Genomic DNA, 12,996 nt, shown 5'->3' with positions numbered 1-12,996 from the left:
ATGGATTTTGATTTAGATGTTCAAATGCCTAGTTTAGAAGAACTTGTTAGTCGACATACATTGACATCTAGTGAACACGAAGACGTTTCAGAAGCTGGGGCACGACAATTTAAAGTTGGTATAACCGATTCTATTAGAACGACAGCTTCTGAAACGGGAGGTTCGAAATCACGAACTGTTAATGGAGTTACTTACAGAAGTTTAAAGCAACATTTTTCTGGATTAGAAAATAATTTAATCATTGTTCCAACGCATGGAGATAATATGGGGGTAGCGTTTGATGGTTATAATTCATATTATTGGAAATTCGTTGAAGATGGGCATTTTGTAGTTGATAACAGGAAAAAATTTAAGGTTGGTAGAAAATATAAATATCGACTGAAAACTATAAATAATGGAAATAGACATTTTAGGGGGCTTCACTTTTTGGATACTGGTATAGAAACTAGTAAAGATGATGCTGTAAATGATATGAAGAAGAAGTTTATATCCATTATTAAAAGTAAAGGGGGTTGAACTTGAAAATTAACGAGCTGAGGGACCTGATTAGAAACTCTAACTTGGAATTATCGTCCCAAATAATTGGAGATGTAGAAACCAAAAATGTTTTTAATTTTCATGTTCCTCATGAACTGGCTAACAGAACGGACTTTACAACTGTTTTAATTACTGAGTTGGGTAATAATTATGATGAATACGGTGGCAATGAGCCTCGAGTTAAGATGCATGATTATCAAATTCAGATATATTATGTTGAAAATACAGATTATGAGAAATTTGAATCCCAGCTTGATAAATTATTACGTTCAGCTGGTTATTTACAAACCAAACAGTTTGGCCATGATTTAGATGAAGAAACAGGTCAATTGATGACTACAATTTATTACACAGGATAAACGACTAACTTTATATTAGTCGTTTTTATTTAGGAGGAAAAAACATGGAATTAGAAGGACTTTCGCACGTATTGATTGGACCGATGGCATCTCAGAATGATGACACAATTGATCCAAAAGACGTTGTTATTTTAAATTCGGAAACAGGTGGACCAACTGGTTTTTCAATTAAAAATCTATCACCCGCGACTGAAAAAGAGTATGGAGGAGATGGGGTGTTCTCTGTCTCAACTTCCGGGGCCGGTGATGTTGAATTAACATTTAATGCGTTAGATTTGCCACAAGATTTGGTAGCTAAGTTAATGGGGTATCAAAAGGATTCAACGGGTATGTGGATTCACGGGCGAAACTCATTACCAATCCCTGCCGCTGTTATGGGTATTTCTCACCACGGCGGAAAGGCAGTATTTCTTGGAATGTTCAAGGGAATGTTTGCTCGTGGAGATGTTAATCCAGAAACTAACAACGAAAAGAATAACAAGGCACACGATTCATTGACGTATACCGCTACACAAAACGCCAAGGGGCAAGTTTATGCTGAGGGCTCTGAAGGTGCTGATGGAGTAACTGTAGCTAATGCAACTAAGTTAATCTTTGGAACTGAAATTGAAATTCCGGGATTGAATGATAACGATGATACAGCACCAGAAGTTGAAAGTATTGCAACAACCGATAAGACAGCAACTATTAATACTAAGTAGTTGTAGCTCCCTTAATTGGGAGATACATAGCGGATATTTGATCCGCGAATAAAAAATAAATGAGGTATAAAACTATGATTGAATCAGAAAAGACATTTAAAGCTTTTGGCAAGGAAGTTACATTACAACGTACTATTCGAATGTACAAGTCAGTCTTGAATTGCGATTTAGAGCTAGCAAATTTAAGCGATGAGTATCAAAAAAAGATGGAGTCAGAAGATGAATTTTCATATAAAGACACTCTAGATTTTGAGTTTGGATCGTTGGATATTAAAAGCGATTTCTTAAAGCCATTATTTGATTTATCTGATGATGAGATTGAAAACGAGATTGATCCAAAAGACATTCTTGATTTATATAATGCTGTGTTTTATTGGGTTACCAGCCAAGAAGAAAAGAACGCTGAAAATGACGACCCGTCTTTAGTATTGGAATCGATGAAGCGATTCAACAAGTAAACGAATTGGTTGCATCATTGGTTCAAACTTATGGCTGGGATTTGAAAACAGCATATAACCAAAACATCGATGACGTACATGCGCTTAGCCAAACGTTAAATAAAGAAGATACATCTGAAAATAACAAAGAACAAACTATGAGTTTAGCTGATTTTGTTAATGGTGGACATATGGGGAAGGGGGACTTTTAAATGGCTGCTAATGATATTGTTGTACGAGCCATATTGGATGATAGTGGATTTGTGCGTACTTGGCAGAATATTAGCCGAGAAATAAAGACCAACACATCCATGTGGAAGTCTGAATTTCGTCAACTGTCTACAGCTGGGAATTGGACGGAAGCTTATGAGAGTAAATTAAAAGGTTTGAAGCGCACAGAAGAGATGCTGCGTAATGAGCAAAAAGATCTAACTAGAGATGTAAAAGATTTAGAGAATGCTAATCAGCAAGGAACAGCAAAGTGGGAAAAAGCGACTCTAGCCTTGCAAAAAAACACTTCTAAATTAAATGAAAATCAACTTCAACAAAAACGCGCAGCTGTAGCGCTGGATAGATCAAAGCAGGGCTTGCAAGAAATTGAACGACGTTATCAATCAACTGATCGCGAAATGAAAGTTCATAAAGCATTACTAGAATCTCAAGGCAAGCAATATACTGCTAATCGCGTTCATATGAATGGTTTGATGACTATGTATAGTCAACTAAACGAAAAGCTTAATGTTCAAAAAAATTCACTTAAAACAGTGGATTCAGAACTTGGTAAAAATTCAAATGAGTATAAAAAGTTATCAGATGAAATTGCTGAAACCCAGTTAAAAATGACTTCATTTGCTAATGAAGCTAAGGTATTATCAGCTAATTCATTAGGCTCAAATATGGCTGTTAATCGAATGGGCGATAGTTTCAAAAAAATTAATAATTCTTTGATTTCCACCGGCCAACATATGCAAAATATTGGTAATAATGCATTTATGATGTCGGCGACAATGGGTGTTGCCATTGCTAGTGGCGTAAAAAATGTTATGGAACTTGATAAGGCATATAAAGTTAATGAAAATCTTTTGTCAACATCTGGCGAGAATGTTGTTGAAGTGACAAAAAACATTTCTGAAATGCGAGAGAATGGGCGCCAAATTTCATTGAAGTATGGTATTTCTCAAAAAGAAATAGCTGATGGTTATGAAGAATTGATTCGCCGTGGCTATGATGGTTCACAGGCCGTTTCGGCAATGAATGATATTGTTCAAGCTTCTGTTGCTTCTGGTGATGGATTAGGAGAAACACTGAAAGTTACTACTGCAGTAATGGAAGGCTTTAATATGGGTGCTGCCAATAGTACGGATATTTTATCTGACACTAGGACAGTTGCTAATCAATTAGCCTATGCGGCTGACACAACGGCTACTGATTTTCACGGTTTAGGGATTGCAATGACCTATGTTTCTCAGACGTCTAATTCTGTAGGATATTCTGTTGCAGACACATCATCAGCATTAGGTATTTTAAGCAACAACGGGTTAGAAGCTGACAAGGCCGGTACGGGATTGAGAAAAGTTATAACTTCTTTGGCCGCACCTACTGCAACTGCTAGCGACACATTAAAAGAGTTAGGGGTACAAGTAACTGATTCAAGTGGAAAGTTTAAGGCAATGCCTGATATTTTTGAGCAATTGCATGATGCATTAGCTAAGCTTCCGCAAGACCAACAACTTGGAGCTTTGAAAGCTATTTTTGGTCAAACAGGATTGCAAGCCGCTGGTATTTTATCAGGGCATTTCGAGGACTTGCGTAAAGAAATTGTTAAAGTTAATGATGCCGCTACAAGCACTGGAGCATATATTCAACGTTTGGCAGATTCAAACATGGAAACTCCAGCTAACCAAATGAAAATATTCAAGGCTACATTAGATGATCTATCAATGTCATTTAGCCGAGAATTGTTGCCAACAATCAATTCGGCAATGAAAGATGCAGAAAAATTAATGCATTGGTTCGGTAATTTAGATGACGGAACCAAGAAGTTAATTGTTTCTACAGCTCTGTGGGGGACAGGTCTAGGCTTAGCGATGAAGCCATTGGGAATGCTAACCTCTGGAATTGGTCAATTAGGTAATGGATATTTAGGACTGCTGAAAATTTTAAGTAAGGTTAAGTCTATATCTACAGCTGGAAAGGTCGCTAAAGAAGCGGCTGAAGTTGGAAAATCTGCAGAAAATGTTGCCAAAGGCACTTCGAAAGCTTTACCATTGTTGAGCAGATTAAAATCGGCATTATTGAATGCAGGTAAATCCGGAACTGCGGCCAGCGCCGGCCTTTCAAGTGTTGAAACTGAGACGGCTGCGGCTAGTGCAGGTGCAGCGGGATTACGTACTGCATTCTGGTCATTTATCGGACCGGCGGCAGCAGTCACAGCAGCAGTTGGATTAGTAGCAGGTGGATTATATCTTTATTCAAAGCATCAACAGAAAGCTCGCGAAGAACAAAAGAAAGCCAATCAGGAAGCGGCATTCGGTACGCAAGTTACAAAGCAACAGCGTGTTGAGTTAGAAAATTTGCAACAATCAGCTGATGCTGTACAACAAGAAGTATCTAAAATTAAAGATGTTAAATTAGATACTGAAAACGTAAAAGATGCAGCTGCAGCATGGAGATCATGGGCGGATGTATTAACTGGAGATAACGCAGATTCAATCGCCAAGAATGAAGAGAAAATAAAAAATCTTCAAGATATGATTAGCGATCCATCTACGTCACAAATGATAAAAAACGCTGCGCAAAATGAAATAAATGCCTTGCGCGGCAAAGATAATGCCTATAAAAACTCTTCTGAAACAATCCAAAAAGCGCAAGATGATGTCACAAACATTTTAAATGGGGCGGCTAATGATCATAGAAAGCTGACAAAAAAAGAATTGTCACAAATTGAAGCCGACAAAAATACTATGATGAAAGAGGCAATCAATAATAACAACGACCTTACTAAAAAACAAAAGGAAGATGTTATAAAAATGTTGTCCAACGATGACATCACCAAATTACCATTAGCTCGATTGCAAGAGGCTAATAAAGAATATGGTAAAGCCATGAAAGCTACCATGGCTGATTCTGTCGCACAAGTTAACGAAGAAGTGAAAAACGGGTTGAGCAAAAGTACAGCTTGGAAAGACTTTTTCCAAAATAATATGGCGACAATTAAGCCGTTAATTAATAATTTTAATGCTGAGTTAAAAAAGATTGATTGGTCTGATACAGCTAAAGGCGTTAAGCAATATGGAACTGCATATGACAATATGAAAAGTTCTGTTGAGGCCGCTGGAATAGACTGGGGCGAGTTCTCAAAACAATTCCACATAGCCAATAAAAAAAATGTTGATGATATGACCGGAACTGCCTCAGAAAGTAAGGCTATGCGTAAAGCGTTTGGCGATTCAGTATCAGATATGATAAGGGGTACGCAAGAATGGAATAGCTTGAATCCGGAAGAAAAAGCATTGATTGTTGATGATAAAGCATCCCAAAAGTTTTTGGGCGCAGCTCAAAAAAGCGGGATGTGGGATAAAATTTCTCCGGAAGAGAAAAAGCTTATTTTGCAAGATTTGGCATCAGGTAAAGTAGACGATGCCAATCAAAAATTAAACGCATGGAAAGCATTCAATGTTCCGCCTAAAACAGTTAAAGCTAACGATGCTGCCTCTAAGGTGTTGAAGAGTGCTGGTATTTCAGTTAAAGATTGGAATAAATTAACTCCAAAGCAACAAAAAGCCGTTGGTAAAGATTTGGCATCTGGTAATTTTAAGGGCGCTAAAAGTAAGGTTGATGCATGGAATAGGACTAAACCTAAAGATAAAACTGCCAAAGGACATGACAACGCACAAGCTATTACGAACGCCAAAGGACGAACTGACGCTTGGAACAGAACACATCCCGGGTCAAAGACTGCTCATGGTTCTGACAGTGCTCATGGTATAACGAATGCTAAAGGTCGTTTGGACGCTTGGAATTGGACTAATCCTGGGCATAAAACAGCCCATGGAAGTGCCACTGGAACAGGGTCAATTAACAGTGCTATTGATTCATTAGAGAGATTCGCACGTAAGCCAAACATTATTTCAAAAGTTATTGAAACGATATTTAGAACTCGATCTGATCATAAAGCTATTGGTGATTCTGACTATAAAGGTGGAAGTGTATGGCTCGGTGATGGTGGTAAGAACGAGCCATATATGACCCCAGATGGACAGTTGGGAGTATCGCCGTCAGATTGGACTTTAACAAGTTTGCCCGCTGGTACAAAGATATGGCCATCAATGTCTGCGTTCCACTATGACACCGGAAAGAGTATTAACCCGTCATTGATTCCTAAATTTGCGACTGGTGGAACAATTAACAGCGTTATGTCTGCAAATGATAATTTTAGTAGGTCGAGCAATCCAGCTATTATCGACAGTCAATTGGACAGTGCAATGATATTGAATGCTATTTCGGAGTTAGCCAAAATGGTTGCTTCTCAAGAATCGGACACAGTTAATATTAACGTTATGGCTGATATGACTGATAGAACTATTAATAAGCTTTCTGATCGAGTAGAAAACGTAATAACACGAAAGCAAAATAATAAAAGCAGAGTTTACGGAGGGAGGTAATAGTTAGATGAATTTATACGATTTTAATATTAACGGGTTTATTGGTTCGAAAAATAATGTTGAATTATTCGATCATACCGATACTGCTTTGGCCATGAGAAAAATAGTAGTTAATTCAGATATGTTAGGAATTGACCGTTCTTTATTGACTGATAATAAAACGTACTCCAATCGAGAAAGCACATTAAAATTCAAAATTAAGGCTAATAATGTCGATGAAATGAACTCTCGATATATTGGCTTTTTTAATGCAATAAATAAAGGCTCTTATGTCCTTGCGAATTTTTATTATGATCCTGCTTATCAATATCAGATTTTTTGTACTGGAATTAAACCGACTACAACTAATCATAATTTTATGTTTAATAGGGTGTACGAAGTAACAATTAGTGCTGCACCTTTTAAATATTTGATTGATGCGCCATCGGTAAGTTTTGGAACGACTAGCACGACCATTACTAACAAAACATCGTTTAATTCAAAACCACATATCAAAATAACAGGGAGCGGAGATATTACATTGACTGTCAATGGTACGAAGTTTTCATTTATTGGCGTGACAGGTTCAATCGAGCTAGATAGTTCACTCCAGACGGTTTATCGAATGGACGCAGGTAAAGCCGTTAATGAGAACAGTAAAATGAAAATTGGTCCATTTCCTGAACTAAAACCCGGTAAAAATACGATTAGCGTTAGTTCAGGAACAGCCGTGATAGAACCGAGGTGGCGTACACTATGACACCAATATTATACGAGTCAACCGAGATTGATTTTTTGAATAATGGATTAGGACCTTTAGAAGAAATACAGAATGTAGACATTGCCGAGCAACGGAATGGGTTGTTTAATTTAACAGCTACTTATCCAACAACGGGAAGTCTGTATAAGGAAATAGAGGTTGGCAGAATCATATTAGTTAAGCCATATCCCACTGGTTTGCTACATGCTTTTAGGATTGTGACTTCTGACTTAGATGTATTCGGCCATAGCTTACAAATCACGGCTGATTCTATTACTTATGATTTAACGCATAACTTGATTAAGCATGTTGTGTTGCAAGGTAATGGTCAGATGGTGATGTCACAATTACAGAATGCTACTGTTAATCCGCACATGTTTACGTTTAGTTCTGATTTGCAGCACGAGGGTAAGTCAGAACTAAATAATGTTAATCCGATGGAAGCTATAGCTGGTACATCTGGTTCAGTGCTTCAAATCTGGGGTGGTGAACTAAAACGAGAAAATCGTAAAGTTTCAATGCTTAATAGACGAGGACGTGACAATGTTACGTCCTTTCGTTTAGGCAAAAATTTAAGTGGTTTAAAGTATTCTGTAGATATGAGTAGTCTGGTTACTCAAATCATTCCGTATGTCACTAGAACCGAAAACGGGACCGAAAATACAGAATATATTTATGGAAACGTTGTTAATAGTAATAAAATCGAAAACTATCCGGGTATATATGTACAACAGGTCGACGTTTCTCAAAATATCACTGTGTCTGATAAAGATACTAATGTAGAAATAATCGACAAAATTAATGAGTATGCTAAAAACTGGTTTACTAAATCAGAAAATACGCACAAAGATGAACCAAAAGTAACGATTGATATTAATGTATTAAGTTTGCAAGACAGCTCCGATTATCAAGAAAAGTTTAAAGATTTAGAGACAGTGGAATTGACTGATACAGTTACAGTTTATGTTCCTGAATTTAAAATTAACGTTACAGCTGTTGTGAATGAGTTGCATTATGATCCATTAAATGAACGTATTACTAGTTTGGTAGTCGGTGCGACTAAAGTATCATTTGCCGATTCCAATCATAATGCACTTGATGATATGCAAAATAAAATTGATGAAATCCATGAAGATGCAAATAATGCGATTGCATCAGCAAATGGAAAAAACACTATTTATTATGGTAAAGAAAAACCAAGCCACCCTGTTGAAGGCGACCTCTGGTACTGGACCGATGGCGATAATTACGGACTTAAAATTTATCAAAACGGCGAATGGGTAGATGTAATAGATTCGAAAACTCAAGAACGGATAGATCAAGCCGTTGATGAAGCTATAAATGAAGCAAATGATTATGCCGACAATCTAAATAAAGTAACAAATGATAATTTCAACAACACTATCAATGATGTTAATGGTCAGCTAGAAAGTATTCAGCCGCGGATTGACCAGGCTAGAGATGATGCAATTGCTCATTCTGATGGCAAAGACGTTATTATTCAACAAGGTATAGATAATATTACCGAAATAGTTAATGATCCAGAAACAGGATTATCATCAACACGAGTGCAGCTAAGCAATGCTATTCAACAGGAAATTAAAGACCGCGTGACGGGTGATGCCAATACACTGACTCAATCAAAAGACTTTACTACTAGTCAGATTAAGTCTTACGATACCGGACTCCAAACGCAACTGACCCAGACAGCTAATGGAATCATTGCATCAGTGAGTGCAATTAACCAAGTTGTTGATTCATCACTTATTAACCAACTTGAACAATGGCAATCAATAAATCAAGGTGGTAAGCATGTTGATGGAAAATATTATTATTCTAAGGGGGCTTCATATAAAGGAGTTCCGTCAATCGGGTATAATCAGACCACTTTAAATGGTGAATATTCATTTATGACTTCTCAACGAATGGATAAAATAGGGAATAACAATAATGCAACAACGTTTATTTCGGTTGATTTATTTGTAGCCAAGATGGGTGGAACTTCGACAGATTATTTCGTTGTTTATTTGCACGAATATGATAAAGCCGGCGCGCTTATTAAATCTGATAATGTGATTGGGACAATAACTAACAAACAGGCTGATAATAAATGGCATAATTATAGAAATAAAATAGCTTTAGATGTAAATACACAATTTATGAATTTAACATTTCAAATGCGTGGAAATGGTAATTTATATATTGCCCGTCCTTACGTTGGTGTAACTGAGTTGTCTGAAGGTGGATATGCTCCGGGACCAGTAAGCAGTAATTCGACCGTCTTACAATTATTTAACGATAATTTTGCTTTAGGCATTAAAAATCATTCCGGTGATATTATTTCGGGTATCAATGGAGATAGCAGCGGGACCGTTATTTCTGGTAAGAAAATTGTGTTAGATGGGACAGTTACTGTGACCGGAGATTTTTATGCTAAGGGTGGTAATTTTAAAAATCTAAACGCTTCTAATATGACGGCCGGAACATTGAATGCAGCTAATGTGAATATTATCAATATGAATGCTAGTTCAATTTCAACCGGGACACTTACTGGGGTTAATATCAACGTCAATAAAACGCTAACGATAGCAACTGGTGGGAAAGTCACATGGACATCTAATTCTTCATATTTTTCATTTTCATCAGATAAAAAGTATTGGGGCGGAACTCCTGATGGAACAGCAATTATCCCCATTAAAGAATCTGGAACGGTCACGATGAACACTAGCGGTAATATTACCATGATGGGAGATTTAACCGCACCGAATAGTTCCGGACCAGGTTATATGTGGTACCACACTGATTTGGGCGGGAAAGGCAGTAACAAAGCTTATGGACGAACTATCATTTCAGAAGCGGGAATTCAAAGCTCTGTATTTTCAAGTAAAAGCCAAGTTGGGAAAAACGTAAGTAATTATTTAATTATGACGCCTAATGTTTTGGCGATGGGGACTAATATTAATAAGCCAACTATCGGATTATATTCTGATACTGGATTCGTTCAAGCTAAACGGTTTGAATTTAGCAATGACCCTTCGGACGCAACAAAAAGTTTACAATTATCTTTTTATCAAATGTCCGGAACCACACCGTCTCGATTCGTGATTATTGACTATGCGAATAATCCGCCTAAAACTTCCGCTAGCGCCAACGCTGTTATATCTAGCAGTGGGGCGCTTTTTACTAGTTCAAGTGCTAGACGATATAAGACGGACATTCAGTATACAAACGATGTTGATTTAGGCTATTCATTGATGTATATGAAACCTACTTCTTGGCTGGATAAACAGGAATTAGCAACTGAGAAAGCTTACTGGAATGGTGCAGATGATGAGGATGTTGTTCCAAAACGTTATGTAGGACTAATCGCCGAGAATCTGTTGCAAGCAGGATTATCTGAATATGTTGATGTTGATGCGAAAACTGGACAAGTGCAATCAATTTACTATGATCGTTTAGTAGTAGCGTTATTGCCTGCGCTGGCAGATATGAATCGGAGATTAGTAAAACAGGAGGAAAAGAATGAATAATTTAGAAATTGTTGCCATTGTCAATCGAGATGAAAACACGAAAGAAGTACGGTTTGTTTTGAATCATGAAGACTCGATTAGTTTTCGAGGAACAGCGATGCTTGATGCATCAGATCCGAATTTCAAGATTGATGAAATAAAACAATATATTATTGACTTATTTAAAAAAGAAATGGAGATTTAATTATGCAAATCAAAAATAATGAATTAGTGTTAGTTGGTAATTTTTTAAATAGTCTAACCTTACCCGCAAAGGTTTCACGAGCACGCACTAAGTTAGTTAAAACGCTACAAGAACGATTAACCGAATATAACGACGCTCGGCAAGAGATTATTAAAGATCACAACGGTGATATTAATGAGAAAACAGGAGTGGTCACATTTCCAGATAAGGAAAAAGATGCGGCTAATTCAGAAGTCTATGATTTAGACAATGAAACGCCTATTATTCAAGCAGCATACAACGAACAATTCAGCACGTTAAAAGCATATTTTGAAGATTGGGACGGAGAAGTTTCAGCTGAGAATGCCAATGCCTATGACGTGCTTTTTGATGCGCTAGAAGTAGACAATAAGGAATAATTCTAATGGAACAATTTTTAAATTTTATGTATCTCAATCTTAACGGGCCAACTGAAACGTCGGTCCTTTTTTTGTTCATGATTATTGATACAATTTTTGCTAATTCGTGGCGAAAGAAACGAGGGGTGGCAATTACCAGTGGCGGTGGCTTAGGTGGATTGATTAAATCAATTCCGTTGGCTCTAATGCCGGTTATTATTTGGAGTTTTGAAATACCATTGTCGTTAGCACCGGATCATATTGCCGGACTACAAATGAACTTTAATCCAGCTATTTTCGATATTATCGCCTTTGCCATGTTTGTTTTAATTGGTTGGTATTGGATTAAGTCTATTATCGCTAATGCTAAATTGGCGGGATATAACCCTCCGACTTGGGTCGGTAAGTATATTGAAGATGAGTATCACGTTAAATTAGAAAAAATGGAAACTGAACCAAACTCAGCTAAAAAGGATAAACAGCAAAATAAGACAACGTCTAAATATGGTAGTCGTAATGACAATGAACAATTTAAATAAACGGAGGACTATGTAATGACAGTAAATAATGAAAAAGTTGTACAATGGTTCATCAATCATGAAGGTATTTTGACGTACTCAATGTCTGGCTCTAGAAATGGAGCGGATGGAACAGCAGACTGTTCCGGTTCAGTGACGCAAGCCATTTATGAGGCAGGTGGTTCAGAATACGGATACTTGTATTCAACCGTTACATTGCCCGGATATTTGGCTATTAATGGTTATGAACGAATTTGTGTTAATGGTACTTGGGACGCTCTGGAAGGTGACATTGTAATGATGTCTGGTGGTGCGTCAATGGCTGAATCAGCTGGAGCTGGTGGCCATGTTGGTGTAATGATGGATGACATTAACTTCATTTCAACTGATTGGACTACTCAAGGACAAGCTGGAACAGCGGTATCAATCAACAACATTAATACCTATCTAACGAATGCCGGAATGTATTATGAGATTTGGCGTAATACTGGGGTACAACCTTCGACAGATAATGATAGCGATGCAATTAAAGCTTTTAAGCAAGCTGGGAACCAATTCACACTTTATAAGCCTTTTAAGATTGACGCTGTTCGATTCTATAAAGGTATTTACCAAGGAATTAGTTTTGAGATGGCTGGCATCACTCGAGTTGAAGATGCCAATTGGTATAATCAAGGTATTCCACTAGCGTTCGTTAGCCGAGTGGACGGCGGCGACAATATGAATATTGAGCCCGGAGCTATGGTTAAGCTAGATGATGGATATAACTACGGAACTATCGACCAATACGATGCCGAAAGTAATGGAGTATTCATTGTTTGGAATAATGCATATGGTGGTACTTGGTTCGATGCAGACGCTGTAATGAATCACTAAAATAGAATAAACAAAAAGCCTACTGACTAGATTGATTTCTAGTTGGTAGGCTTTTTTGTTATGTACAGCAAATG

General features: G+C 37.3%; 12 protein-coding genes. All 12 read left to right on the top strand.

The features are described from left to right. The 12 genes from ACJQWY_RS02205 (at position 1) to ACJQWY_RS02150 (ending at position 12,922) form a co-directional block, all read left to right on the top strand. The gene (locus tag ACJQWY_RS02205) at positions 1-516 is read left to right on the top strand and encodes a hypothetical protein (RefSeq protein WP_407076129.1); all 516 of its coding nucleotides are present in this window, start codon (positions 1-3) and stop codon (positions 514-516) included. Between the two features lie 2 nt (positions 517-518). Next, on the top strand, positions 519-896 hold the full coding sequence (locus ACJQWY_RS02200) for a DUF806 family protein (protein WP_407076128.1): 378 nt from the start codon (positions 519-521) through the stop codon (positions 894-896). A gap of 44 nt (positions 897-940) precedes the next feature. Further along, positions 941-1,597 carry a major tail protein gene (locus ACJQWY_RS02195; protein WP_407076127.1) on the top strand — a complete coding sequence of 219 codons (657 nt, stop codon included), beginning with the start codon at positions 941-943 and terminating at the stop codon, positions 1,595-1,597. Between the two features lie 74 nt (positions 1,598-1,671). After that, the gene (locus tag ACJQWY_RS02190) at positions 1,672-2,055 is read left to right on the top strand and encodes a hypothetical protein (protein ID WP_407076126.1); all 384 of its coding nucleotides are present in this window, start codon (positions 1,672-1,674) and stop codon (positions 2,053-2,055) included. A gap of 17 nt (positions 2,056-2,072) precedes the next feature. Continuing rightward, a complete protein-coding gene (locus tag ACJQWY_RS02185) occupies positions 2,073-2,246 on the top strand; it encodes a hypothetical protein (RefSeq protein WP_407076125.1) in 174 nt (57 codons plus the stop codon). Next, positions 2,247-6,698 (top strand): phage tail tape measure protein, encoded by a 4,452-nt coding sequence (locus tag ACJQWY_RS02180; protein ID WP_407076124.1) that lies wholly within the window; start codon positions 2,247-2,249, stop codon positions 6,696-6,698. It abuts the gene before it with no gap. 7 nt (positions 6,699-6,705) lie between these two features. After that, positions 6,706-7,437, top strand: coding sequence for a hypothetical protein (locus ACJQWY_RS02175; RefSeq protein ID WP_407076123.1), 732 nt, complete (start codon positions 6,706-6,708; stop codon positions 7,435-7,437). Then, positions 7,434-10,967, top strand: coding sequence for a phage tail spike protein (locus ACJQWY_RS02170; RefSeq protein WP_407076122.1), 3,534 nt, complete (start codon positions 7,434-7,436; stop codon positions 10,965-10,967). The genes ACJQWY_RS02175 and ACJQWY_RS02170 overlap by 4 nt, the downstream gene beginning before the upstream one ends. Continuing rightward, positions 10,960-11,151, top strand: a complete 192-nt coding sequence (locus tag ACJQWY_RS02165; RefSeq protein ID WP_407076121.1) for a hypothetical protein — start codon at positions 10,960-10,962, stop codon at positions 11,149-11,151. Before ACJQWY_RS02170 ends, ACJQWY_RS02165 begins: the two co-directional genes overlap by 8 nt. Positions 11,152-11,153: 2 nt before the next feature. After that, a complete protein-coding gene (locus ACJQWY_RS02160; RefSeq protein ID WP_407076120.1) occupies positions 11,154-11,549 on the top strand; it encodes a hypothetical protein in 396 nt (131 codons plus the stop codon). Positions 11,550-11,554: 5 nt separating this feature from the next. Next, positions 11,555-12,067 (top strand): hypothetical protein, encoded by a 513-nt coding sequence (locus ACJQWY_RS02155; protein ID WP_407076119.1) that lies wholly within the window; start codon positions 11,555-11,557, stop codon positions 12,065-12,067. Between the two features lie 15 nt (positions 12,068-12,082). Further along, positions 12,083-12,922 carry a peptidoglycan amidohydrolase family protein gene (locus ACJQWY_RS02150; RefSeq protein ID WP_407076118.1) on the top strand — a complete coding sequence of 280 codons (840 nt, stop codon included), beginning with the start codon at positions 12,083-12,085 and terminating at the stop codon, positions 12,920-12,922. Positions 12,923-12,996 lie beyond the last annotated feature (74 nt).

The sequence above is a fragment of the Weissella kandleri genome (assembly GCF_045504165.1).
Taxonomy (GTDB): Bacteria; Bacillota; Bacilli; order Lactobacillales; family Lactobacillaceae; genus Weissella; species Weissella kandleri_A.
This window is presented reverse-complemented; position numbering and strand designations above follow the sequence as displayed.